The sequence below is a fragment of the Candidatus Woesebacteria bacterium genome (assembly GCA_016700095.1).
GTDB lineage: Bacteria > Patescibacteriota > Microgenomatia > UBA8517 > UBA8517.
In genome coordinates, this window is record CP065002.1 from 403,407 (window position 1) to 428,845 (window position 25,439).

Below are 25,439 nucleotides of genomic sequence, written 5' to 3' on the forward strand. Positions count from 1 at the left end.
GAATTGAATTATTATACGCTTGTGAAGATAGAGAACTTGCAAAATAATAGATATCACGGCGAATTAATAATTAGGTTAATTACTAATGTAGTGTAATTGAAAATGGTGAGTAAGAGTATTCTATGTGATTTATAAGCAATTAAATATTATCTTAAACTGTGTGATCTAGTTTCAATACCCCCCAAACTTATACGGGATTTTGTTAGCGACCCGTTTCATTTTTAAACAATGAAGCAGAGTGAGGATCGTGTATTGACTCATTACCTTAATTACTCCTTCTTTCACAAATCTTCTATCCGAACCCTTGACGTAAGTTTTAAGTATCTTAAATTTGCCTTTTCTACCCAACCGTCGTATAAACTCCCAGTCTTCGTATGCATTGTATGTCTCATCAAATCCACCGTGTTTAATTACATGGCTTTTCGTCGTGATGATACACATTCCGGCGCCTGAGGGTGCAAATTTTTGCGTCACAACAAAAATTGAATTTATAAAAGCAAAGCACAGTTTGATATCGGGGTGTTTTGAGTCCGCCCTGTAATTAGGGCAAGCGATATGCAAATCGTGTTTATAAAATTGATGTAATGAATTTTCAATGAATTTTTCATTAATTCTGACATCTGCATCCATAAGAATAATAATTTCACCTGTTGATTGTGCAATTCCAAAATTCCTTTGGTGTACGACGCCCTTTTTGTGAATGTGGAATATTGGTTTTAGTTTGTGGGTGGTTACGACTTTCTTGGTTTTGTCTACCGACTTGGCATCGACGACAATAACTTCATGGGGCAATAGTGTCTGGTTAGATAAATCATCAAGCAAGTTGCCAATATATTTTTCTTCATTCAAAGTGGGTATTATGACTGAAATTTTGTGTTTCATAACAAATGCAGAGCGCTTACACTAAACAATAAGAATCCGACAATTAAATTTATGGCGGGGAAGTACCAATATAGTTTTATATAGTCTTTTTCACTTATCTTAAATGCAAGGAAAGCAATAGAAGGATACGTTAGGCTAACTAAGCTAAGTGTGACTGGCATATTTATATAAAACAAAATGAAACTAGTAAGTGACCAGAATAAAACACACAAAATGATCGCGTTTTTTCTACCTAGAAATACAGCCGTTGTTTTTAATTGTGCATTTTTGTCTGCCTTGATGTCAGGAATTGCCGAGAATATATGCATAGCAAATGCCCAGAAAGAGGCTGCCAAAATTATTAGAAGTGGTGGATATGTATTTGTATTTTGGAAGTATCCGACAAGCCCCGGAGTGATATATAAAAAATTTGCACCAAAATCCAGAAACGGTCTTGCCTTTAGTCTAAATGGGGAAGCGGAATAAAGATAAGAAAGAGCTAGAAAAAGCGACAATGACATCATCGAAAGGAATGATGTTTGGATAATTAGTGTAACAATTCCAATCAAAAAACAGTACAAGGTAGCTCGAGAAAGTAATTTGTCTTTTTGGCTGGCGACAAATTCTTTGCCTTTCTTTTTTACCGAATATTTATCGGTATCCGAGTCGTATAAATCATTTATGCCATAGAGGAATAAATTTGCGGGTAACGTAAAAAAAATAAATGTTAAAAGAAAAGTCAAACTTAGAAAATCAGCTTTGTTTGCGACAGATGTAAACCCCACAAGGTAAGTTCCCAGAAGATATGGATAAAAACGCGGACGAGAAATGTAGACTAACTTGCCGAATTTAGATTTTGCCATGTTTGATGGATACGTGTTTAATTCCGGCGCACCAATAGCCGATTGCGGGTAACTGGCAAATAGTGTTTCTAATTAAACATAATATTACTTTAGAGGGTGACGGTTTTACTACTTTCTCAAAAACGATTAAAGGATTTTTGTAAATTACTTGTGCGGTCCAATCATACATATCTGATGATGTCATGATGGGAATAAGAAGCCGTGGTGGAATATAACGGTAACCTTCCTTTGCTTTGACCATCCATGTCTTGTAGATATCAATCTGCGCACGGATTAGGGTGACGAATTTTTGCTCGTCGGTAGTATTTGTAGGCCTAGTTAAATTACTAAGACCGTATTTTTTTATTTCAGAAAGGGGAATGTAAATTCGCTTGAGTGAGTTATCAGTCGATACATCACGGATAATATTTAAATATTGATAAGCTCGTCCAAGCATTTTGGCCGATTCATGGCTAGATTGGGGTAGTGACATTATTTGTGCCATCATTAGACCGATTACTTCGGCTGAGCCGTACATATACTTTTTGATTTGAGGAAAGTCACTACACACGTTTCCATTAAAATCCGCTCTCATCGAATCAAGAAAAGCATCAACCCACCTCTTGTTGAAGTTTCTTCGTCGCGTGAGTTTAATGAAATTGTCTATCACTAAGTCATTACAGATCTTCTGTGATTTGTAAGCTTTTTCAAATTTCTTTCTAAAGGAAGTAAAACCGTCTCTGTTTTGATTTTTACTATCAACAAAATTGTCGGCAATTCTTACAAAAGCATATAAATTAAATACATCTTCACGAACCGATTTGGGAAAAAATAAACTTGACCAATAATAAGTTACGCTTCCTTTTTTGAAAATACCCTTAATCCTTTTGTGTATCATATTTTTTAATTCTGTCGCGAACCAAGTGAGATGATACAATCGCCGGTGGAACTCCGATTCCGGGGACAGTGTTGGCTCCGGCAAAGAATAGATTATTTAGCTTCTTGCTTTTGTTTGTTGGTCGAAATATGGAAGACTGGAAAAGAGTGTGTGCCAATCCACCAAGGGCATTTCCGCCAGTGCTATTGTACCTTGAAGTAAAATCACTTACAGAAAAGATTTTTTTGTAAACAATGTTTTTCGCAATGTTTGTGCCTATTTTGTCGTCTATAAAATTAACAATGTAATTTGAGTAACTTTCTTTCCACATCTTATTTTCTTCTAACCCCGCGGCAATTGGAACTAAGACCATCAGATTTTCGTGTCCTTTGGGAGCTACCTTGTCATCGGTCGCCGAAGTTTTATTTATATAAAAACTTGGGTTAGTTGGCCAGGTGGGAGTATCAAATATTTCTCTAAAATGTGCCTTCCAGTCTGATCCGAAATACAAAGTGTGATGAATTAGCTGTGGAAGTTTTCCCTTAACGCCAAGATAGAGTAAAAAAGCTGAGGGAGTAAGTATTTTTTTATCCCAATATTTGTCAGAGTAGGTGCGATAATTTTCATTGTCGATTAGACTTTCCGTAAACTTGTAATCGGCATTTGAGATGACAATGTCATAAGCGACTTTTTTACCGTTTGTTTTAATGTGTGTAACTAACCCTTCATGAGTAATGATTTCTGTGACAGGGGAGTTGTAATGGTAAGTTACATTGTATTTTTTGCCTAATTTCACTAGACTTCTGACAATTTCGTAAATTCCACCTTTCGGATAAAAAACCCCAAGACCAAAGTCGGCATGTGCCATCATGGAAAAAAGCGCAGGTGCGTTGTCGGGGGAGCATCCTAAAAACACGATGTTGTAAGTTAGTATTTGCTGTATTTTTGGATTCTTAAAATATTTTGCGATATGGTTTTTGATAGGGAGAAAGTTTTGTACACCAAATGACTTGTTTATCAAATCTTTACTGAAAAGATCAAGCGGATTATCAGCGTTTTTATAAAGTATCGAATTTAATGCAATTTCATACTTAATTTTTGAATCGGCTAAATATTCGTCAAACTTTTTTGCTGCCCCTTTTTCTAAATTCTCAAATATCTGTTTGGTTTTTCCGATATTCTCGGACATGTCGTAAAATTCTTTGTTTTCAAAGTAGACGCGGTACTGCGGATCAAGCGGAGTGAGTTTGAGTACATCGGACAGTTTCAAGCCAAACTCAGCGTAATATTTCTCAAAGACATCGGGCATCATAAACCAAGACGGACCCATGTCAAAAGTAAAGCCCTTTTCTTTGTACAAACTTGCTCTGCCGCCTAATTGTTCATTTTTTTCGTAGACGTCAACTTTGTAGCCATCTTTAGCTAGCAGTGCAGCTGAGGCTAGACCTCCAATTCCTGAACCGATTATTGCAATTGTTTTGTGTGTATTTTTCGACATAGTTGCTAATTAAATTATTAATATATGTTACACCGAATGACCCGGACAAATAAACAGAGTTTGTAAGGTAGAGATGACGTTTTAATATTGACCTTATTTTACTTCTCGCAAATTAATAGCATTATGGCTTAATTTACGATGTAAGTCTTTAATTTAAAAAATCCACGACGATTAAGCAGTGCGTATTTCCAACCCCGGGGGTTGGAACAGCCTCAAAACAACCCCGGGGGTTGGAAATTTTGTGTCGGGGACCCGGGAATCGAACCCGGAGTCTCTCGATCCCGAACCGAGCGCTCTACCATTAAGCCAGTCCCCGTACAACAACTAATTATACAGTAATTAGAAATTGGATTACTTATAATCTTTACTATTTGATTTTATTTGTTACAATTCTCATATGAGCGTTGCTTGTGAAAATAAAGACACTTGTACTTATTACGGGTCTCAGCGTGAACGGGCGCGTATACAAGCGAAGTATCTATTTGACCGATCCGGAAAACCAGACGAACCAGTAACTGTTAACTTTAGATGTGCTAACTCGGAATACTGTAGTCAATCTGGATCAGTTACATATCCCAAGCCCGAGGCGCAATAAAAACACCTTCGATAATATTTTGATTAGTAATGTTTGATATAATCTTCGTTATGAAAGATATTCCCGTTAACTTTGGCAAACTTTACATAGTCGCTACGCCGATAGGGAATTTGGCAGATATTTCAAACCGGGCAATTGATGTACTCAAAAACGTTAATTACATTTTGGCTGAGGACACGAGAGTGACGGCAAAACTTCTTAACCGCTTTGATATTGACCAAAGATTAGTTAGTTTTCACCAACATACACCAGAACAGAAATATCTATCAGTACTCAAAGATTTAATTGACGGCAAAAACATTGCCTTTGTTACCGATGCTGGTACTCCCGGAGTTAGTGATCCGGGCAATGAATTGATATCTTATTTAATAGAGAAGGAGTCTTTGATACAGATAACTGCAATACCTGGAGCATCTTCTTTGACTGCGGCATTGTCGATTTGTGGGTTTGATACCACGCACGTTGTTTTCGTAGGTTTTATGCCCAAAAAGCATCAGAAACAAATTTACGACACGGTGAAATTAAGTGGTTATGCACTTTGTTTTTATGAGACGTCAGGGAGAATAATCAAAACACTTGACAGAATGATGGCAGAGTTTGGAGAAGAAAGAAACGTCTTTGTGGGCAGGGAACTGACCAAAATGTACGAAGAGACGTATCGGGGAAGTCTGATGGAAGTTAAATTGCAGATTGAAAAATCTGTACAAAAGGGAGAAATTGTGGTTGTTTTGGATAAAGGGAGGAAAATGTAGAGTTTAGCAATTAGAATTTAGAGTTTGGGAATTAGAAATTGAGAGTAAAATAGTGCAATTAGAGTAATTAGATACTATTAATCACAAAGGTGGTACCCTTTAGATAAATAATTTGGAGTACTGAATTTATAGCGGATTCAAAGAAGTTCTGGGGTCAGACAAAGTACTTAATTTCTTCCTTCTTGCAATAATGTTTCTGAGAAATTAGAATACAATCTTGTGACAAAATTAAATGGTAAATATAGAATTATTGGCCAAACAAGGGCAAAAAGCTGATGAATATGCGCAAAGAGTAACAACCCGCAAAGGACCTGGTGACCCTGTTCCTGGAAAAGATTTCCTTAGATTATCTGATCGAGACGCACGCAGGAAAACCGGTTTAACTACGATAGAGAAAGTAGAACCTAATGTTATAATTTTTAGAAGCCCCAAGTAATTCTTGTTAATAATTTACGACAATAATTATTCATTAATTGAATTTGCAATCTTACCAGGGCTGGACCCTGTAATTCTGCTATACCTGTAATCTTGAAAAACGCTAGAGATTTAATATTTGTTTATTTAAACTTCCCGAAAACCGTGGATGATTAGACCACGGATGAAGGGAAGCAGGAAACAAACTTTTCGAAGAAAATCGAGGGTTCTCAATTTGTTTATTATCGACTAGAAGGTCTAGATTACTTAGGCCAAGTGATGTCGCTAGTGATAGATATTAAAGCAGTAATAAATCTTGTGTAGTTACTAGCCACAAACGGGACTTGATTTTCGAGTTTCGTGTTTTGTATAATTCGCTTTATGACTATTTCAGAAAATGGTAGACAAGCCATTTTGGTTTATAAAGATGGGCGATTACCAAAAGTCAAAGGTGTCCCGCAGTTGAGATGGACACCTGAAGTAATAAAAAATTTTACAATCTCAACTGAATTTAACATGGAAGATAGAGGTCCTAATAGTGATTTTCAACCTAGAATAAGTGGTGAAGAGAGATATTGATTATTTGTAGTACAATAGATATATGGCACAAGAAACTATAGAACCAGATGTTTGGACACCTGTTGTGAAGACAGCGCAACAAATAGGTGAAGCCATTAAAGATACATTGGAAATTAAACCGCATATTGGAACCGGTAAAGCCGGGAAAAGGAGTGAAAAAGTACCAGCCCCCGAGGTGAAATTACCTGGACAAAAGCAATAGATCAATCTCGATTATTTGCACTAGGCTTCAAATTGGAAATTGTAATAATCAAGGTAAAGGTAAAAAAACTCCAACCACATCACGCTTGGGTCCCAAACCGCCAGAGAACCGACAACGTTGAGGTTGATGGAATTTAAAGCCTATTAGCGCTAAATTGTACTTCCAATAATTCTGATATATAATATGCTCCTATAGTAATATGATTGAAAGACCGGTACAGGATTTGCCAAATTATAATCAGACACCCCCTTTTGAACCTATTGTAGTCGAAGTAGGAGTAACAGGTGGTGACTTAGTCAGATATGAACGCTTATGTGAACCTACACCTGATATGCGTGGACCGATATCCTATCTATCAAATGCACAACCCCATGCCACTGTTTCCATGGAGATGCATGACTTTTCGAGTCTGTCCGTGAAGGCTCCAACAGCAGGTTTTGTAAATATGGACTCACACGCAAGTCCTGTTTTACAGGATCAAGAACCCATGACAATGTGGGAATTTGCACAAGTGGTGGGGAAACTTGGCGTAAATGGATTAGTCAGACTTGTACAAAAGGGTATGGGTAGTTACGAAAAACACAAAGATATTTGGTTGACTGTGGGTGCGATTAGTGCTGGTAGTGTTGCCTTTAAATGGTTCTTGAGAAAAATGCACGGCATGGCTTGGGAATAATATATGAAAGATAGATCGCCTTTGATTAATTTTTTCGGAAATGTAACTGCGTTGGCAACATACGGTGTTGGTGTTTTTTTTGGTACTGATACCCAAGTTTCCCAACAACCACCCTATGGAAGTGAACCACAAGTAACACACCAAGTGGGACAAGTAGAACAATTGCAAGATTGCACGTTAGGGAATTTAAATCCTGGGGCTCAGTCGGTATTTCTGTCGTGGATGGACGTTGTTGGCAGAGATGGTATGCAACGTATTATTCAAAATGGAGGGCTTCCGACAATGGGAGGCGATTCTGCCGAAAAATGTCCACGAGAAGAAACGATTGATTTGACCGTGGATGATTTTCTTGCGGGTGTGGATGATCGTGAGATGGCTGCATTACATAATCAGTTAGAACAAAACAAACCCATTGTGACAACAGATGGAAAACGGGAACCGTTATTCCCCCCTTTCTTTGGGTTGGGTATGGCATTTGCTTGTGGAGGATTAATATATATAGGACTAAAGGTCCGACAAAGTGAAGGAGATTATTAATAATATGAAAGATAGATTGGGAGAGTTAATAATATTTGCAAAGAATGTACCGACCTTTATTGCATATGGGTCTTCTGTTTATTTTGGTACTGATGCCCAAGTTTCCCAACAACCACCCTATGGAAGTGAACCACAAAATCCACACCATACAGTGCAAGTGGATGCGGGAGATGAAGATGGACAAAATATATCTGCGCAGGTAGAGCCGACTCCTAATCCAGATAGATGCAGGGCAAGTAATTTAGACTCTGAGGCATTAAGAACTTATCTTGCATGGAGAACAACTGTGGGTGGGGATAAGGAGAAGATTCAGGAAATAATCGACAATGGAGGTTTATCCACAATGGGAGGAAATTCTAGTGAAGTTTGTAAACCGGAAGTAGTGCCAGAAGTAACAGTATTTGAAAATATGACTTTGGAGGAAATGCAAGCCAGGGTTGCAAGAGATTTGCAACATCAGATGGATGAACATAAAGCACCTAATCCTTATATACTACCGGCAATATGTGGAGGAGCTGTGTCTGCTGTGGCGTTAGTTGCTGGGTATATTGTGATTAAAAAGGCATATAAGAACGCACCCAATATGACTCCGGGGGATGAGTATAGAGAACCTAAACATGGTGGTAGGGTTGCTAGAACTGATGTGACTGAGGCTCAAAGGACAGATACAGATCCGCTTGAATTATGGAGTAGTTTTATAAATTCAATAGGCAGAAGACCTTCAGATGAGAATGACTAATACTTCTTGTTTAACGGGTCTCCTTCATTGATTCTGTTCTATTTGCGTGTCTATCTTCCGGGCTACCTGAATATGCTGATTGTGGCGCCTGTATTGATGTAGTGGAAGCAATAATAACATCGCTCCTATTACCGATAGCTACAACCCCTCCAGTATTAGTTGGCTCTACACCCATAAGATTTTCAACATATTGTTGTTTAGTTTCATTCGTTCTTGGGGGAAGATCGTGTTGTCTATCAGCTGTCATAGTGGAATTATAACTATCCTGAGGGAGAAATGCAAAACAATAGTTAAGATTGTAATCAGGTTATGTTTTATATATCCTTAAACTATGGACAAAGGAACAAATCTTGTCGATCAGCCTCAAGTACCGGATAAATTACAAACGGAAATACACGCCGAGGAAGATTCGGAAAAAAACGAATCACATACAATTGTAAATACCCAGCGGACTTACAAGTTACCTTTTGTCATCGTGACTTTACTATTCGTACTTTTTTGTGCGTCAAGTGTTTATCTATTTATCCAGAACAACAATCTGACAAATCAGAGAGAATCTTTGGATGCAAAATTAACTAGTTACGATACGGATGTTGTTGCCGCACAAAATGAAGCGGAGAAATATCAACTAGAATACGATGAATTGGTAGGAGAGGTAAATGGCTATTTGCGGGAAATGGGAGTAATTTGCTCGGGAGATAAAATTGATTGTCTGGCAAATTACAGCAAGGAAAACGTCGCGACAGGTTCTTCTAATTTAGATATGAACGAAGCAAATACGTCAACTTCTTCAGGGAAATTAGATGGTAATTAAATAGTAATGATGGTAGGGGATGGGATTTATAATTTGGCTGTTGGGGTTAAGTAATTGGAGTAGGAATGATTGCAGGGTTGGACCCTGCAGTTGTGGAATTATTGATTGCAGGGTTGGACCCTGCAGCTGTGCTGCTAATAGTGCCCTCGGCAGGAATCGAACCTGCAGCTAGCCCTTAGGAGGGGCTTGTTTTATCCATTAAACTACGAGGGCATGAAATGCCAAGTGGTGATAGTAAATTCTGTGGCTTAAACAATTAGATTAAGCCCGTTTATCCATTAAACACGAGAGCATTATGCCTAACATGTATTATAACAAGAATACATTGAGAATGGTTGTTTAAGGTTGTAAGAGATTATGAAATTCAGTGTTTTTACGTATGGGATTAGGAATAAACCTACCTCAAACTCACGGAGTAGAGATTGGGGTAAGTATCTGTAGCGCCAAAGTTAGTAAGCAATATTAACCTGTCGTCGCTTACCGTCGGAAATGCGTAGGGCAAAATATAATTACCGGAATATACGGTTTGTCGATTGGTTCCGTCATAATCCATAATGACAACTTTGTCGCGGTCTGCGAGAATTATGTTTCTCGAGGTAGGAAACCAGCTTGCTCTTTTGGTATTGTTTGTATCACTATATCCACCTTCAATTATTAATCCTTCCGAGGTGTCATCGATCAGGTAATTCCGATCCTCTTCGATATCGTATACATATGTATGATTCGTTTTGATATTACGATCTTGTTTTTGGGTAGATGATCCCGGAAATGGTTTTACTAAGTTGTCTTTTATGGTTGCTGACCCGCTCGCCAAATACATAACCATGTCGTTGTCGGGAGAAAACAAAACCTGACTTGCTTTGTCATTTAAGATTTCTGCCAGCTCGTCCGGTAACTCCTCTTTTTGTGAATTAATTATTTTCGCCCAATCGGTTTCCCATTCTTTCAGAATTAATTCTTTTTGGATGGTAATATTTATCCGTTCGTTTTGGGGCGTGAAGGATTGGGAATTGATTAAATATGCACCTTTGGGTGTCGTAAGCAAAATTTCCCGTCCGTCCGGTGACCAAATCCAGGTTGAATTAGTTAAGTCACCGTCCGTAATTTTTCTCGGTTCTCTCGAAAAACCAACCGGTAAGTTAATCGTTTCGAAAATCCATAAACCGTTTTTGTCGTTTGCGGGATTAACAATGCTTGTTTGAGGTGGTATTGCATAAGCGATTTTGGTGAAATCGCGGGAGGGTGTCGGATTCAAAGCGCCGGTTAAGGTTGCGGCAGTTAGAGAAGGAGCCAGTTTGAAAAGCTGCGCTTTTACCTCAGTTACAATTTCTGCCTCCAGTGTAAGCCTTTTTGACCACGTCATGAAACCATCTTTTCGAACTTCAATATCGTAATTGCCGGGTACAAGGGGAATCGTATCGTCTGTGGCCGATTTTACTTCACCGTTAACGAAAACCTGGGCGCCGGTGGGTTGTGATTTTATTGCCAGGAGTCCGTGTGGTGATAAACCCGTATCTTTGCTAAAACGGTATCCGCTGGCAAACAAGCCAAGTACTGTAGCGACACTGATAACAATTATCCCGGTAATAGAAAAAAGCCCGAGTCTAATCAGATTAATCTTGGAAAACCCTTTGCTCTTTTTTGTCGACATAACTTATTATACAGACTATTTGGGGGAGTTTTTCAACTCTATTTGATGTTCATGTACATTTAAGGTAAATTGCCTATTAATAATACCTACTTAAATGTCGTAAAATGAGATAATTAATCAGAAATAAATATTTCATATTACTTCCTTAGTAATACTATGTATATCACAGAGATTAATATAAGTAATTAGATGTTTAGAAAACAAATAGCAATTGATTTGGGTACAGCAAATACTTTGGTGTGGGTAGTTGGTGAAGGATTAATATCCAATGAACCAACCGTCGTCGCGATTTCCGCAGACGATAGTGCGGTTGTTGCAGTTGGTAGGGAGGCAAAAAAGATGTTGGGACGGACACCTGAGGCATTGATAGCTTCTAAGCCGATGAGAGAAGGCGTAATCGCCGACTATCAGGTTACCAAAGCAATGCTGAGGTATTTTATCCAAAAAGCTTACGAATCGTCTGAGGTGATTGACAATCAAGGACGTGTTAAGTCAAGAAAAGATAAAAACAAAGCTAAAACTGCACGTACATCAAACTACTTAAAGTATTTACCTTTAGCACGCGTTCAATTTTTCAAGCCCGATGTCATGATATGTGTGCCTGCCGGGTGTACTCAAGTGGAGAGAAGAGCGGCCTTAGACGCTACACTGGCAGCAGGCGCTGCACATGCGTATTTGATTGATGAACCACTGGCTGCCGCTATCGGTGCGGGAATTCCGGTATCCGCGCCTTCAGGACATATGATTTTGGATGTCGGTGGAGGTTCGGCAGAGGCTGCGGTTATTTCGCTAGGTGGAGTTGTGGTTCACAAAAGCGTTCGCGTAGCCGGAAATAAACTAGATGAGGCAATTCAGGAGTATCTAAAGAAAAAACACAATCTAATAGTTGGGGACCAAACAGCCGAGCGAATCAAAATTAAAATCGGGTCGGCAGTAACGCTTGACAAGGAACAGTCGATTGAAATTTCAGGTCGGGATTTGATTTTTGGTTTACCGCGGAGTGTTGTCATTGGATCAACAGAAGTCACCGAGGCGATGAAGCCGGTTTTAATGCAGATTATAGGTGCTGTTAAAGGTGTTTTAGAAGATACGCCTCCCGAGCTTGCAGCAGATATTATTGATAAGGGTATTGTTATGAGTGGAGGGACAAGTAAACTGAGAAATTTCGATAAATTAATAACCGACGAAACGGGAGTTCCGTCGCATGTTGCCGAAGACGCTTTGTACTCAGTAGTCCGGGGAACAGGGGTTGTTCTGGAAAACATCGAATTATGGAAACGAAGTGTATCGACAAAACGTTAATAATATAAATACTATATTGGATTGAAATATTACCGGTATGTATTTACCATTGTACAAATACGTCGTTTTGCTAGTAAACGAAAGATGGTCAATTAAGGTGTATACATACCTTATAGTATGTATAATAAATTCAAAAGTCATTGAGGATCAATTGGGGATAAGTGGTAACAATACAAAGCTAAAAATTGCGTAATATTTGTATACAATATGTGTACATAATTTATTCTAATATAAATATTAGTAACCTATAAATTAATTAAGTGAATTTTACATCTGCCACTTAATTAAAAGATGGATAAAACGATGAAAAATATATATAGGATGTAAAATATCACTTTATATATCTAGTATAATACAGCTTTTACGAACCGTTTTAGTATGTAGGTCAAGGCAGGTTGTAGTTAAATGATAAATTTACATTGTTTGTTTGAAAAGTTTGTAAGATAGTAAAGAATCATATAGGCATGAATAGTAAAAATACCTTGATGTCAAAGTCTAAAATAAACCAACATATTGGGATATTAACTAACATCGGATGTGTTAGCATTACAAGACAAAAAGTGCTAAAAACGGTGCTTGAGCGTCTTACAATAAATAGTCGGCTGATAATCGTAACTCCAAATGCCGAAATTGCTCTACAAGCGATGCGTGACAAGCGTTTTTCCAACATACTGGAGTCTGCACATATCGTTTTACCTGACGGCATAGGACTAATTGCAGCAGTCAAATTTATAAGAATGTATTGTCCAAAAAGTAAGATTGCGAGGTTTCCTCTGTTTATCGTTCAAGGCATTGTTATAGGTCTATCAATTCTAATTAATAAAAAATGGTTGACTAAAGATATTAATTTAATCAAGGGTCGAGAAATGTTTGTCGATTTAGTCAAACTCGCTAATGAGCGAAAGTGGAAAGTATATTTTCTCGGCGGTTGCGGCAATGAGGCCAAAGAAGCCGTAGATGAACTGAAGAAAAAATATGTGCATGTAAGATTTATGTATAAAGAAGGACCACTACTCACATTAAACGCACAACCGGCTACACCTGCTGATATAAAACTTAACGAAGCGGTAATTGAGAGTATAAAAAAATATAAACCGCACATGCTTTTTGTCGCATTTGGAGCTCCCAAGCAGGAAAAGTGGATAGCGGACAACCTTAACAAATTACCGGTGGGGTTAGCCATGACTGTCGGTGGGTCATTCAAGTTTATTTCCGGAAAATCCAAACTTCCACCCAGGTTGGTAGAAAATCTCGGATTGGAAGCTATGTGGAGGCTGGTTACGGAACCATGGAGGTTTAAGCGAGTATTTAACGCATGTGTCGTATTTCCGTATGACATATTCAAAGCCAAATTAGCTCAATAATACTTTGTAGTATGCAAAAATATAAACACGTTAATTAACTAACTTTCTTAAGCTGATTACAGTAATACTTAGCGATGTTTGACTTTTTTTAATATGACAGTTGAAACTGTATCGTATTCTCAAGTGTTTCGTAATCTCCAGGCTGCAGTAAGAGGAGGTATAAATCATAAAACAAATCACATTGCTGCACATCCGCCCAAAAATGAAGTCTGGGTTCCCGGTGGAAATTTGGACATAATAGCACGGCAAATGTTAAACGACTTGGGATATAGGGCGCGTTTAGCGAAGTTCGATTTAACTAAACCACATTATTGGCAAAATGTACCCTGGAGTCATGGTAATATTCATCCTAGAAATTTGTTGGCGTCCTTTGCAGCTTTCTCAGATGACCCTGGGACATATGTTGATGAAAAGTATTTTCCTAGTGACATTGCACAATGCCTCGTGCAAAATATTTGCGACAATGCAGATCGCATGGGTAGACCACTTACCTTGAATGAGCAATTCGTGCTTGCACTGGAAAAGATCGGACCGTATCCAACGGCGTGTGCGATTGCACTGCACGCAGGAATTAGAGGGATTGGAAGAAATATGGACAGTAGAATGGGTATTAAGTCAGGTCCGGATAAAATGCAAAAGTTAGCGCTTTCGCTTGCAGATGTGACTGACACAGGTGATCAGATAGGAGATACATATCACGTCTGGGGAGTAGTAGCAAGCGTATTGACGGGTAATAGTTACATGAATGGAAGAAGGCTAAACTTAGATGCGTATTTGCTTTTACACAGTGGTCGTTTTGCTGAGCCAATTGCTGTTGTAAGAAAGAAAGTATTTGGAACCGAAACAGCACATGACCACAGGTTGGCAAATGCTTTGGGGCAATCGATAGCAAGTAAAATATGGAATGAATTTCATTAATTAGATAATGTCATTCAAGATACGCGAAAATCCTTTAGATATTAGCCTGCTGATGAGCAAAGCACTGAACAAGCTTGTTTAGTAATGTGAAGAAACCACAGACTAAACAGTGGTTGTTTGTCAAATGGTTGACTAGAGTAATAAACGTGCGGAACGACTAAATCAGATGGGAAAAATAATATAGAATGTTCTTTATAAACCCAATACGAAATGCATAATTGTTTTCACTTTTCGGCAATTCCGTATGATTTACTGCATGCATGTAAAATAGTCACAACAAAGATTTCAAAGGTTATCACACAATCTAGTCCGCGGAGTATTGTTTAATACAATACTATTGTCAGGAGTTGGCTGGGGATAATCTTATTCGGTTGCGCTTTGCATACCAAGTAGCCACAAAACTGCTTCTTTTTTGTATCTTCTGTCTCCTCGGGAGTTGATTCTAATCGCGGGTAATTTACCACGTTTGCCCCATCGTTTGATGGTAAGTGGTGATACACGAAGAAGCTCTGCAACCTCGCGTACGGTAAGAAGATCGGGAAGTTCACCTAGTTTCAAATTCTTCTTATTTAGTTTATCTGTCATCATTTTTATCCTTTGTATGCTATTTGTTCTAGTTGCGAGGCTAGGTACTTACTTAAGTTATTCACAATGTATCAAAGAGGAGGTAAACGTGTCAAGATGGAATTGCAAAGTAAAACCACAAGATGCAATAATTTATACTTATCCGACAGGCTTTCTGGGGAAACAATCTATCGGATATCTACACAATAATTTACTTGTGCTAATATGAAATAACGAAAGTAATGCCCATGTTTGACGATCAAGTACATGCCCAAAATAATGAGAATAATTATCCGCAACCTATTCAGCCCGAAGAGGTTAGTTCCAGCCAACATGTTTATCACGCGACTTCGAGTAAAAGACTTGCCCAAAGCCCGGTTCTATACCTTGCTTTAATTGTCACCTTTGGATCAATTGTGACTACGGGATTACTCGCAAGATCATTATTTACGAAAACACCTCAACAAGCGGCCAGTGCGAGCGACAGATTTCTCAACTTATCCTATTTATATAAAAGCGATATTCGAAAAGGTGAGGGTGCAAAGATTTTGTACAAACCGGCTTCTCTTTTGAACATGGAAGTTTTGTATGTTTTGACCTTCGACAATGATAAATATACCCTGAATGAGGAGATAAACGGCATCGTGCAGATATCGGGATCGAAAATTACCACAACAAGTGATAATGGAAAATATACCAAGGATTACAAACTTGCGCCTGAAGCGATATTTTTCCTCGATGCGGGCAAGGGTTCACTTGCGACACTGGGAAGAGACTATGCGTCTGATTTTTTTAATACAGACCGCAAAGTCTATTACGATGTCCTGATTGATAAGGTAAGTGGCGAAGAAACGGTAGTTGTTGTTTATTTGACTGCCGGACCCGATTATAAACTGAATGTCGGATTTCTCACGGGGGCAGTGACGGAAAAAATTCCCGGAGATAGCGAGTTTACGCTCATGAATTCATCGGAGCGGGGAAGTGATTATTCACAGGTGTTAAATTTAAATATGGAGACAAAGATCATAAACCTCGAAGAACTTGTCAAGTGATCTGGGGAATTTGTCTGAAGAAATGAAGTTTGTAAGTAATGCAGGCTGAATATGGAATATAGTATGTCGGATAGCGAATATTGAATACACTTGGCGAGGCGGGTGGGTTCCACTTCATCAGTTGTGTCTAAAGCGTAATGGACAGGTTCTACTTTATTAACTATATGTTTTGCATTGCAGGTAGATCCGTCCATAGAAGCTATACCGTAAGTATTGCAGGTAGGTAGGTTTCCCGTCTCCAGCAGAAAGGGTAAGATTTCTTGTTCCAATTTCTTTGATTAATTATGATGTTAATATTAGTCTAGTGATAATGTGCGAAATGCAAATATTCCAATTGTGCTAGATAGAGGTATAGTTTATTATTATTGAAGAGTAACTATATTATCAGATGAGACCAAAATATAAACTCATCCGGCATGATTTGTATAATCGTATAACCCCCTACATGGGGGTTTTTTGTGCTACACAAGATGTATGTAGACATATCCTATAACATGGAATTTGTGGTATAATATTTCCAAATTTGTGATAGGTGTAATGGAGATAAGTTTTAGCTAAAAGTAATTGTTTTAATATGAAAGATAACGACAGACATTCAAGTATCGATGTAGCAATGCCAGATGGTGCAATGCGGCAAACTGCGTTTCCTGAATCGGTGATGGATCAGCCGACAATGTTTCGCTACCACATACCCGACCAGAGATCTAAAGCTATTGATGTACGCGGTAGAACTCCGACATTACCTCAACAACCGTTACCTTTTATGCAACCAAGATCTGATGTCGCCTTGGTGAATAAACATATGACTCCTGCGCCATTTGTGGCGGGTAACCGTGAAACAACTTCCTCACATACTATTCCCCCTGTCGATTCCGGACAAGCTGGTGCGATAAGGACAGATATGGCACCCAAAGTAGCATTGTTTGGTGGTGCACTTTATTTAGCAACTCAAGTGATGGGATGTACGGTCAGTCCCCCAAATATTAATCAGCCGACAGATAATCCACGTCCGACCGGTACGGGTGAGGTAGATAATACTATTCCTGCACCGGCGACGATTACATCGGTACCTACGTCACAGGTAGAAAATATGGATCAGCCCGAGGTGCCATCTTTACCCGCTGGTGAAGCGCAGTTTAGAGAAAAGTTTAATATTCCATCCGGTCCGCTTGGTACATTGAACAGTCAAGATCTAGGGGTTTATGTTGCCGGAAAAAATGCGATTGGATATGACGCTAATGGAGGACTGGGAGACATAAATCAAAAATATGATGAAGGCACGGGGTATGGTGGAGCAGAGGCGTGGGTCGACAATGTTAAACCTTGGCGACCAGGATTGGATCAAAGTGTAAATCCGGGTCCTTTCAATTCAGAAAATGTGGGTGGCGTTATGGTGACTGACGGTGGTAGTGATCCCCGTAACCCAACAATTCGTGAAATACATATTTATAGAGGATCTCTTGATAGTATTGTCCAAGATGGTATTCCGCCAATCAAAAACAGTGTGGACGATCAAGCGGGTTTAAACGATTTTGTTGTTCATTATCGTGCTGGTGAAGGCCAGCATTTGATTGATAACTACTTGGTTCCCGCAACCGACCTGGACGGTAATGTTATATCGGGTCAATCTGAACTTACGATCGCACGAGTGGATAGTGAAGGAAAAATTACTGGCTATGTCGATCCTTACGATCCTACGAAATGGATTACTTTGGTGCAATTGCCCGTGACATATGGACCAGGTGTTGTGACACCGGTGCCCACACCAACTGTACCCGTGACGATGAGAACTGGGGTAGAAGACCCTGGAGAAAGAACCTTCCAGGCAGGTAATGGTACACCACTAAATGAAAGTGATCTAGGTGTACCGGCAGGGTTTATTTACTCAGGGGTCAATGGAGGTAATATTACATATACAAATTCGGAAGGACAACAGTTTGTGGTTACTCTGTTGCCGGATGGTACATTTACTGGAGGATTGGTGGCACCAGTTGAAGCCAGGTTGGATGTAGATTTTGAGTCACAGATAGGATTACCGCATGAATATATGAATAATTTTAATCTGATAAACGTAAATATAGAAAGCTTCTTTGAACATCCAGATCAATGGAATGTTGATTTGGGCAATGAGCAAGTTGGTCATTTTGAAGATAGGGATAGAGGAGGTATGCGATTTGGTATAGGAGATACATGGTTTAGTGGTGTTAATGAAGAAAGATTGGGAGACTTAACCTATCAACAACAGTCGTTGACTGCAACACCTGTATATCTGGGGGGGTTTTTCGCACCGGCAGGCGAAACTGTTAACACACATGGTAATGTTATTTATTCAGATGAGGAAGCATTTTATCTTGTACTTGGAGCAAAAGATAAGAATGGGGATCCATTTGTGTATCTTGTTACTACAGGATTTACCGATACAGATAAGCATCCGTTCTGGGGGAAAACAGATGTATTTGTTGCTGATAATACCAATATTCACCCACCGATTACCAACACAACTCGAGGAGGATTAGTTACTTTACCGGCTGACAAATTTTATAATTTGCTAACTGAATCAAGTCAGAATAATCCAATTAGAGTATTGGTAATGTCAACGCAACTTCATGATATAAATCCTCTGGGTTCAGAAGCATACATTAGCGCGCTTAATAAGGCGGGTGTTGCCGCTATCGCTGAGTTATCTGATATTGCATTCCGCCTCGATCGGGAGGATAGAATTCTTGTTAATCCGCTACTTGAACTAATGGATGAAGACAATATGGTCGACGGAACGTCTGGTGATCCGTCTTACGTGTTTCGAGGCGGAATCCCAACGGATATTTATAGAAATCCACCCAAAGTGCCTATTGTTATAAACTTTGGTGTTTATGAGGGATCCCAGTGAAAATAATAAGTGTTGTGAATGATTGTCAAGGAAGTCTTCTTTCTGATAATATGTATTCATGAAGAGATTTGCCATCTTTATTATCCTGCTAACTGTTTTTTTGGCGGCTACTATTTTGATATATAGTTACATTGTTTTTTCTTCAAATAAAAAAAATTGTCAGTTTTCATTTTCTTTGACAGATTTACCGAACAAACAAGTGATTTGTGGACTTCAAACAATCGGACATGATGACTCTCTAACATATATCGTAAAAATAGTTGATGTTTTTGAACAAGATGAGAGAGTTTATGTTAAAGCTAATTTCGGTGATGATTTAAGGCTGTTTAGCTTGGGCAAGATTGACAGGGATGAAAGTTATATATGGTATGGGTCATATGGAAAGCTATACGAAGCTAAAGTTGATAGCAATCCTGTAGTTTCAGTACTCAATTCAAGTTTAGTGGAAAAATTAAAATCAGATAAAAACAAATATGCTGAGATCGTTTTCTGGGGAGCAAATGACACAAATAAAGTAATTTCTGAAATTAACGAGTCTTTGTTGGATAATGGAATTTCAGAGAAAAACAGAGAAAGTTTGTCTGAAAGGAAGAGTTATTTTGAAAATTGTAATAATTTCTATAATAATTATTTAACAGAAGCGTCAAATCGAAGTTTCTTTTATTACCTTAAACAAAAGGTTGGAGAATCCAGCAAAAAGTATACTTGTACACCTTTAATAACAGGAATGCTTATCTATGAATAAAATGCAACGATCTACAAAATTAATTATTGCGATATTTTTGGCATTTTTAATATGGAATATTTCACCATCCAGAGTAAATGCACAAGCTTGTTCAGGAAGTGGTTCGACTTCTTATACAAAATATAAATGTACCAGGAATATGGCGAATGCGTGGACATGTGTTGATGATGGTACTGTAACCAATTCAGGAGGATGTTCATGGATTCAAACAGGTGTTTGTGGATGGAATGAAGCAAACGAACCAAGATGTGTAGACGGTACAACAACAAATTATTGTACAATGAGTAACCAGTGTGCAGGTTTCAATCAATGTATAACTACTGCTGGTTGTAGTGTTGGACCTGTCCCCACACTTCCTCCCGGAGTTACACCTGTTCCCACCGTTCCGTCAGGCGGAAGTGGTTGTGGTACGTCTTGCTCAAGTGATCAACAATGTCCGGCACAGCCATCAAAGTTATGCGTTGGGGCACCAAATGGCACATGTTTTTGTGATGACGGTGGAACACCGATTACGGGGTGTGGTGGAATTACGTTTGCTCCAGGATATAGCGAGGAAGATTTTTACGGTAGTGATCCTGTAAGGATGATAGTGCGAGATGCCGGAAACAATAATATGTGGGATGCAGGAGTATCGATTGTGAGTTATTCAACAAATCAACCAAGTCCCTTTAGTACTTCATGTGAACCCTGGCCGGGCGGACCGGGAACTGAACCGGGAGCGAGATATGACCGTTACTGCAATATTAATCCTGCACAACTACAACCCTTAAATCCGGGAGATTATATTCACATGAGTGCTACGATCGAATTCAGTCCAGCTGATGACACCGATGAATGTCCTAACGATTTTCAGATGCCATACAATGGAACGATTATAGGGAGAGTGTATAACGATGATAATGGGAACAGTGTATTGGATGATACGCTTGGAGAAGGCTACATAGTCAACAGAGCATTTTCAACTTGTACCGGTGCGAAGAAGTATCTTGACGGATTGTTTGTCCAAGCGGTAAACACGATTACGGGGCAAATCTACACAGTGAAAGTTAATGAAGATGGTGCAGGCGGGGAACTTTGTAATCCGGAGCCTTTATATCAATTTAGTGGACTACCCGATGGAATTTATAATGTTTCAATCAAGACTGATAGTCTGCCAGTGGGTTGGGGTGCACCGGTTGCATTACCACCGGGTCCTGGTTGCGTAAATTCCGGGTTAGGAACGGTTAATTGTACTGTTGCCAGTGGTTCAATTAGCCACGCTTGGTTTACCGTAAAACAAGTTAGTTGTCAATTAACTTTATCGAGCCCTCTTAATATATCTATTGGAGGAATGGCAAATATAACAACATCTAGTTTGATTCAGACCAACGGTGATATAGATAGAATTCAATATATGGTAGATGATGCCTCGATTGCAGATTTCAACTCGGATTCGGGTACATATGTTGATCAATTTACCGATAGCAATAAAGCGGATGGGTTTAGTGCAACTTTGTATGGTAATGCGATTGGAGTAAGTAATATTTCTGCTTTTGGAGCAATGCTCGACGAGGGTAATATAATGTGTACACCAAATCCAGCATCGGCTACGGTGAACGTTACTAATCCTTCTGCTTGGTGGCAGTCGATTGGTGGAAGCATAATGGCGAAAGGGAATATATTGTCCATAATTTCACCCACAACATGTACGCTTCCAGCTTGTAATCCGGTTTTAATTACAGATGGTGCTTCAATACCGGGAATTGCCGTTTCAACTAATACCATCAACCCCAATCCGCCTAATGTAAGTTCACACAACAGGCAGGTTGAGAATACGTTTCTTGCAAGTGATGAATATAATTATGCATTTTTCGAGAACAGACTATCCGGCGAGATAAAAAGCGGTCGAACCATTGTCACGAACACAGTTGCTGCAAATGGTTTAAATTCTGGAGCTTTAATTAATGGTTACAGATGGCTATATAGTGATGGACCGCTCTCAATTGATGGAGTCCAAAATCTTGGAGACAACAAAGTCGTGCTGTTTGTTAACGGAAATCTAACACTTAGAGAGAAAATCAATTTTAATGATGGAAGTGGCTTTTTCATGGCAGTTGTTAACGGAAACATTGTGATCGATACAGCGTTTGCAGGAGCAGCTTCGGAACCCGAATTGGAAGGTATTTTCTACGCAGAGGGTAATTTCAATACGGATGCGACGTTGGGGACGCTTGACGAGCAGTTGTTGGTTCGCGGAACGGTTGTCGCAAACACATTTTCTCTAAACCGCGAGTTGTCGATTAATACTTTTACCCCGGCTGAAGTATTTGAATTTGCTCCCGATGTCATTATTAATTACCCTAGGAATTTAAGAGTAAAACAAGTTACTTGGCGCGAAGTGGCGCCGTGATGACAGCATGTAACAATACGTTTGTGCTACCATAAGAGAGTTTCTTTGATTATTTGCTAAAAAGTTAGTATGATAAGGGCGCTTTTAATAAATTTATTAATATGAATGATGATCCAAAAGAAATAGGCGAGCCAAGCGATCCTGTTGCCGCAATTCGTGAGAATTTGGGTGAGGTGAAAGAAAAACTTGATGATGCAAACGAGGACGAGGAATCTGTTCTTGAAAAAATCGAGAATAGTTTGTCGGGCAATACTAGTTCTAATGTAAATACACAAGTTGATGATACCCAGAGTGTTGCAGACAGTACTTCGTTTGGGGGAGGGCAAGCAAATCAAAGCAATCCGTCGGGCATTGGCGGTGGACAAGTGGTAGACCCAAGCGATCCTATGGATACACATGTTAGACAAGCGATAAACCCAAATAACTCGTTTGATAATCCAACTCCCGACGAAACAAATTCTTCGAGAGATTAGATTATAATTTTAAAATCTTCAAGTAACAACTCGTGAGAAATTGTAAGATGCAAACTTATTGTGGTATATCAAATATTATCTTGTATTTAAGCGGTGGTTTTTTAGAAAGCTTACATGTTACCGTATAATCCAACGAAAACACGAGTTACCTTTTTGACTTGGCTTACAAAAACGTTTTTGCGTTGACTGTGTTATTGCGGGATAGCCGATCCCGGAGATACTTGTGTAGGAGCTTTAGTGGCTGACGGAGGTGGAGCCCCGTGCGCATCAAGAGAAATTTGTGCCAATTCTGCACGGAGTTTTTCAAGTTGTTCTTGGGCTACATTACTATGGCTTGTTAACTCTTCCTTTGTTATTTCTGTAGGTTCGACCATCATGGGGTTATTTGTCTCAATTTCTTTTGTGATTTCTTCCTTGGCTTTATTGGTAACGTCTTCAGACGGGGGATATTCACCTGCTTCGGCTTCGGCGTCGGCGATAATTTTTAGCGCTCTATCAATTGCAGCTTTTGCTGAGGCGATATCGATTTTTACAGAAAGACTATGATGAAGTTGTTCCTTCTGGTCGTCTGTCAGCTTTGGAAGAATCAGTTTCCAATGTTCTTTGTCATCGGGAGAAAGTGGTGATTTGTCGATCAAAGTAAGTAAAGAATTATCCATGAGATTATTTTAGCATGAAGACAGTTATTTCAGAAATTAAAAATGAAGATTGTGTTAACGCTTGAAGACCCCTGCTAAGACAATTTGAATTATATAAGTATTTGATTGTTTGGTACTACCTAGGCCTTTTAGTTCTTTTGAAAGCGTCGTCAGTTGCATTTTCAGAAAATTTATCGTCGTCAGAATTCCTACCCCAAGTACGATTATATTGCGCTTCTACTGATCGAGTATCGGCTTTTGAATCTGTATTTTTTCCTGCTCCTCCGGATTTATCTTTTTTACTAAATGGATTCCAGCTTCTAGTCCTTTCATTACCACCAACAGGACCAGTTGGTCGTGCTGGTTCTTCTAATGGGCTTATTTTGGATTTACCTTCATCTTCCATATGCATAATTGTTTCATTAATACACCAACTTGTCAACCGATTAAGGTATTTCCTACAACAAAATCTTCATTCATAGTATAATTAATCATGTTTAGGAAAGTCGTATTATATACAGCCGCCCCGATATTTGTTGTTTTGTTTTTTTTCTTGTGTATACCTGTTAAAGCTCAGGATGTGACCATTCCTCAGGCTAAATCTTTAAAAATTAGCCAGGCACCTGACCAAATCGAAACAAATGAGTTCGAGGCAACGAGTTCGGCGACACTAACGGTAACATCGGTACCTATTCCTACTCCCAAACCCGACATAACGCAAAGAACCGAGGAAACAGCAAGCCCGTTTCATATAATTTTAGCTAATCAAAAACTGGGCAATATGTTTCCTTTTAATCCGGTTAAATATGCCATCCGTTCAGCGGTATCTGTTGGTGTACCGCCGAATACAATTGTTCTACTTTTATTGCTTCCTGCGGTTGCGGCTATAATTGCCGGCGCGAGGCATTTGATCGGGATACGCGGATTTGGAATATTTTTGCCGGCAGCGCTTTCCGTTGTGTTTTTGGCAATCGGACCTGTTGCCGGAATCGGCTTGTTTTTAATTATTGTTGCGATATCGATGGGGGCGAGAATATTTTTGCATAAGTCGAAAATACAATTGCAATACTTACCGCGAATGGCGCTTATTCTTTGGTTTGTCGTAATTGGCGTTTTGCTTGTTTTGTTTGCCGCTCCAATTCTAAGGCAACCCGATATAACAAGCGTTTCTATATTTCCGGTTTTGATTCTCGTTCTTTTGGCTGAAGAATTTTCGAAAGTGCAATTGGGAAAAAGCGCCAGAACGGCTATAAACTTAACAACGGAAACTTTGATCCTTGCTTTGGTTTCTTTTATTTTTCTAACCTTAGAGGGTGTGAGAGCTTTTGCTTTGCTTAATCCCGAGATATTTTTGATATCGGTTGCCCTGATAGATATTCTCCTCGGGCGATTTGTGGGACTTAGATTTATTGAACTTTGGAGATTTAGGAAACTCATATCAGGATAGAATACAGATTAAAAATATAATATTAAAAATCAAATATCAAATATTTATAATTTCTAAATTCTAATTTCTAATTAATCTAGTGAATGAACCAAATGCCAAATATCAAAAATATAATATTAAATATTAAAAAATTGACAGCAGAATTATTAATTGAAATCATAAATATTTTTGATGAAAATTTGTATTTAGCATGGTGATTACGTCAAATGCAGGTAAGTTAAAGAAAAATTTTCAGGATCGTCTGTATAATTTTGTGTTGAAGCTAACCAATTTTATTGGTTCATTAAATGAGCGTGATATGATTACAAAAGTCATATCAAATCAATTAGCACGCAGCGGAACAAGTATTCTGAGTAATTACGTTGAGGGAAAATCAGCAAGTAGCAGGAAAGATTATATAAATTACTTTAACCACTCTCTTAAAAGCGCAAATGAAAGCAAGATATGGATAAGCTTACTTAGAGATACAAATAAATGCGAGTCGAAAGAAGCTTTAATGTTAATGACAGAACTTGAAGAAATTTCAAAGATTTTTGCTTCAAGTATAATAACATTGAAAAGAAAATAAGTGTATTTGATATATGATATATAGTTTTGAATTATTATTTGATCTTTGATATTTC

General features: G+C 38.7%; 27 protein-coding genes and 2 tRNA genes. 18 read left to right on the forward strand and 11 right to left on the reverse strand.

Going from position 1 to position 25,439, the window contains the following annotated elements; genetic code table 11:
- Positions 1 to 171 precede the first annotated feature (171 nt).
- From IPM62_01890 to IPM62_01910, 5 genes are all read right to left on the reverse strand, one after another.
- Positions 172 to 882 carry a glycosyltransferase gene (locus tag IPM62_01890; GenBank protein ID QQS39343.1) on the reverse strand — a complete coding sequence of 237 codons (711 nt, stop codon included), beginning with the start codon at positions 880 to 882 and terminating at the stop codon, positions 172 to 174.
- A complete protein-coding gene (locus IPM62_01895) occupies positions 879 to 1,724 on the reverse strand; it encodes a prenyltransferase (GenBank protein QQS39344.1) in 846 nt (281 codons plus the stop codon). Before IPM62_01895 ends, IPM62_01890 begins: the two co-directional genes overlap by 4 nt.
- Positions 1,711 to 2,601: a phytoene/squalene synthase family protein gene (locus IPM62_01900; GenBank protein QQS39345.1), complete on the reverse strand. Its 891-nt coding sequence runs from the start codon at positions 2,599 to 2,601 to the stop codon at positions 1,711 to 1,713. Before IPM62_01900 ends, IPM62_01895 begins: the two co-directional genes overlap by 14 nt.
- On the reverse strand, positions 2,582 to 4,078 hold the full coding sequence (gene crtI, locus IPM62_01905; protein ID QQS39346.1) for a phytoene desaturase: 1,497 nt from the start codon (positions 4,076 to 4,078) through the stop codon (positions 2,582 to 2,584). The genes IPM62_01900 and crtI overlap by 20 nt, the downstream gene beginning before the upstream one ends.
- 244 nt (positions 4,079 to 4,322) lie before the next feature.
- Positions 4,323 to 4,394 (reverse strand) — tRNA-Pro (locus tag IPM62_01910).
- A 329-nt stretch (positions 4,395 to 4,723) separates the two neighbouring features.
- Between IPM62_01910 and rsmI the strand changes: the two genes are divergently transcribed.
- The 7 genes from rsmI to IPM62_01945 all read left to right on the forward strand — a co-directional run bounded on the left by rsmI (position 4,724) and on the right by IPM62_01945 (position 8,572).
- On the forward strand, positions 4,724 to 5,425 hold the full coding sequence (rsmI, locus tag IPM62_01915) for a 16S rRNA (cytidine(1402)-2'-O)-methyltransferase (GenBank protein QQS39347.1): 702 nt from the start codon (positions 4,724 to 4,726) through the stop codon (positions 5,423 to 5,425).
- Between the two features lie 232 nt (positions 5,426 to 5,657).
- A complete protein-coding gene (locus tag IPM62_01920; protein QQS39348.1) occupies positions 5,658 to 5,861 on the forward strand; it encodes a hypothetical protein in 204 nt (67 codons plus the stop codon).
- A 359-nt stretch (positions 5,862 to 6,220) separates the two neighbouring features.
- Positions 6,221 to 6,418: a hypothetical protein gene (locus IPM62_01925; protein ID QQS39349.1), complete on the forward strand. Its 198-nt coding sequence runs from the start codon at positions 6,221 to 6,223 to the stop codon at positions 6,416 to 6,418.
- Between the two features lie 22 nt (positions 6,419 to 6,440).
- The gene (locus IPM62_01930; protein ID QQS39350.1) at positions 6,441 to 6,620 is read left to right on the forward strand and encodes a hypothetical protein; all 180 of its coding nucleotides are present in this window, start codon (positions 6,441 to 6,443) and stop codon (positions 6,618 to 6,620) included.
- A gap of 199 nt (positions 6,621 to 6,819) precedes the next feature.
- A complete protein-coding gene (locus IPM62_01935) occupies positions 6,820 to 7,296 on the forward strand; it encodes a hypothetical protein (GenBank protein ID QQS39351.1) in 477 nt (158 codons plus the stop codon).
- A 3-nt stretch (positions 7,297 to 7,299) separates the two neighbouring features.
- Positions 7,300 to 7,833 (forward strand): hypothetical protein, encoded by a 534-nt coding sequence (locus tag IPM62_01940; protein QQS39352.1) that lies wholly within the window; start codon positions 7,300 to 7,302, stop codon positions 7,831 to 7,833.
- Positions 7,834 to 7,837: 4 nt separating this feature from the next.
- Entirely contained in the window at positions 7,838 to 8,572 is a 735-nt protein-coding gene (locus IPM62_01945; protein ID QQS39353.1) for a hypothetical protein, read from the forward strand.
- Positions 8,573 to 8,582: 10 nt separating this feature from the next.
- Here the strand turns inward: IPM62_01945 and IPM62_01950 are convergent, their stop codons facing one another.
- The gene (locus tag IPM62_01950) at positions 8,583 to 8,819 is read right to left on the reverse strand and encodes a hypothetical protein (GenBank protein QQS39354.1); all 237 of its coding nucleotides are present in this window, start codon (positions 8,817 to 8,819) and stop codon (positions 8,583 to 8,585) included.
- A gap of 84 nt (positions 8,820 to 8,903) precedes the next feature.
- On the opposite strand from IPM62_01950, the gene IPM62_01955 reads away from it, so the two are divergent.
- Positions 8,904 to 9,386: a hypothetical protein gene (locus IPM62_01955; protein ID QQS39355.1), complete on the forward strand. Its 483-nt coding sequence runs from the start codon at positions 8,904 to 8,906 to the stop codon at positions 9,384 to 9,386.
- 141 nt (positions 9,387 to 9,527) lie between these two features.
- Here IPM62_01955 and IPM62_01960 read toward each other — a convergent pair.
- Positions 9,528 to 9,599: transfer RNA gene (locus tag IPM62_01960), tRNA-Arg, on the reverse strand.
- Positions 9,600 to 9,783: 184 nt separating this feature from the next.
- Positions 9,784 to 11,037 carry a PEGA domain-containing protein gene (locus IPM62_01965; protein QQS39356.1) on the reverse strand — a complete coding sequence of 418 codons (1,254 nt, stop codon included), beginning with the start codon at positions 11,035 to 11,037 and terminating at the stop codon, positions 9,784 to 9,786.
- Between the two features lie 189 nt (positions 11,038 to 11,226).
- Here IPM62_01965 and IPM62_01970 point away from each other — a divergent pair, with 189 nt between their 5' ends.
- The 3 genes from IPM62_01970 to IPM62_01980 all read left to right on the forward strand — a co-directional run bounded on the left by IPM62_01970 (position 11,227) and on the right by IPM62_01980 (position 14,621).
- The gene (locus tag IPM62_01970; protein QQS39357.1) at positions 11,227 to 12,339 is read left to right on the forward strand and encodes a rod shape-determining protein; all 1,113 of its coding nucleotides are present in this window, start codon (positions 11,227 to 11,229) and stop codon (positions 12,337 to 12,339) included.
- Positions 12,340 to 12,803: 464 nt separating this feature from the next.
- Entirely contained in the window at positions 12,804 to 13,703 is a 900-nt protein-coding gene (locus IPM62_01975; protein ID QQS39358.1) for a WecB/TagA/CpsF family glycosyltransferase, read from the forward strand.
- Between the two features lie 93 nt (positions 13,704 to 13,796).
- Complete coding sequence (locus IPM62_01980; GenBank protein QQS39359.1) at positions 13,797 to 14,621, forward strand: hypothetical protein; 825 nt, start codon at positions 13,797 to 13,799, stop codon at positions 14,619 to 14,621.
- Between the two features lie 363 nt (positions 14,622 to 14,984).
- Here the strand turns inward: IPM62_01980 and IPM62_01985 are convergent, their stop codons facing one another.
- Entirely contained in the window at positions 14,985 to 15,206 is a 222-nt protein-coding gene (locus IPM62_01985) for a helix-turn-helix domain-containing protein (GenBank protein ID QQS39582.1), read from the reverse strand.
- Between the two features lie 227 nt (positions 15,207 to 15,433).
- Between IPM62_01985 and IPM62_01990 the strand changes: the two genes are divergently transcribed.
- The 5 genes from IPM62_01990 to IPM62_02010 all read left to right on the forward strand — a co-directional run bounded on the left by IPM62_01990 (position 15,434) and on the right by IPM62_02010 (position 22,731).
- Complete coding sequence (locus tag IPM62_01990; GenBank protein QQS39360.1) at positions 15,434 to 16,237, forward strand: hypothetical protein; 804 nt, start codon at positions 15,434 to 15,436, stop codon at positions 16,235 to 16,237.
- Between the two features lie 574 nt (positions 16,238 to 16,811).
- The gene (locus IPM62_01995; protein QQS39361.1) at positions 16,812 to 19,124 is read left to right on the forward strand and encodes a hypothetical protein; all 2,313 of its coding nucleotides are present in this window, start codon (positions 16,812 to 16,814) and stop codon (positions 19,122 to 19,124) included.
- Positions 19,125 to 19,182: 58 nt separating this feature from the next.
- Positions 19,183 to 19,869, forward strand: coding sequence for a hypothetical protein (locus tag IPM62_02000; protein ID QQS39362.1), 687 nt, complete (start codon positions 19,183 to 19,185; stop codon positions 19,867 to 19,869).
- The gene (locus IPM62_02005) at positions 19,862 to 22,258 is read left to right on the forward strand and encodes a hypothetical protein (GenBank protein ID QQS39363.1); all 2,397 of its coding nucleotides are present in this window, start codon (positions 19,862 to 19,864) and stop codon (positions 22,256 to 22,258) included. Before IPM62_02000 ends, IPM62_02005 begins: the two co-directional genes overlap by 8 nt.
- A 101-nt stretch (positions 22,259 to 22,359) precedes the next feature.
- Positions 22,360 to 22,731, forward strand: coding sequence for a hypothetical protein (locus tag IPM62_02010; protein QQS39364.1), 372 nt, complete (start codon positions 22,360 to 22,362; stop codon positions 22,729 to 22,731).
- Positions 22,732 to 22,922: 191 nt separating this feature from the next.
- On the opposite strand, the gene IPM62_02015 is transcribed toward IPM62_02010, so the two are convergent.
- Positions 22,923 to 23,390 (reverse strand): hypothetical protein, encoded by a 468-nt coding sequence (locus IPM62_02015; protein ID QQS39365.1) that lies wholly within the window; start codon positions 23,388 to 23,390, stop codon positions 22,923 to 22,925.
- Between the two features lie 115 nt (positions 23,391 to 23,505).
- A complete protein-coding gene (locus tag IPM62_02020) occupies positions 23,506 to 23,775 on the reverse strand; it encodes a hypothetical protein (GenBank protein QQS39366.1) in 270 nt (89 codons plus the stop codon).
- 87 nt (positions 23,776 to 23,862) lie between these two features.
- Between IPM62_02020 and IPM62_02025 the strand changes: the two genes are divergently transcribed.
- Entirely contained in the window at positions 23,863 to 24,816 is a 954-nt protein-coding gene (locus tag IPM62_02025; protein QQS39367.1) for a hypothetical protein, read from the forward strand.
- A 190-nt stretch (positions 24,817 to 25,006) separates the two neighbouring features.
- Positions 25,007 to 25,384, forward strand: coding sequence for a four helix bundle protein (locus IPM62_02030; protein QQS39368.1), 378 nt, complete (start codon positions 25,007 to 25,009; stop codon positions 25,382 to 25,384).
- Positions 25,385 to 25,439 lie beyond the last annotated feature (55 nt).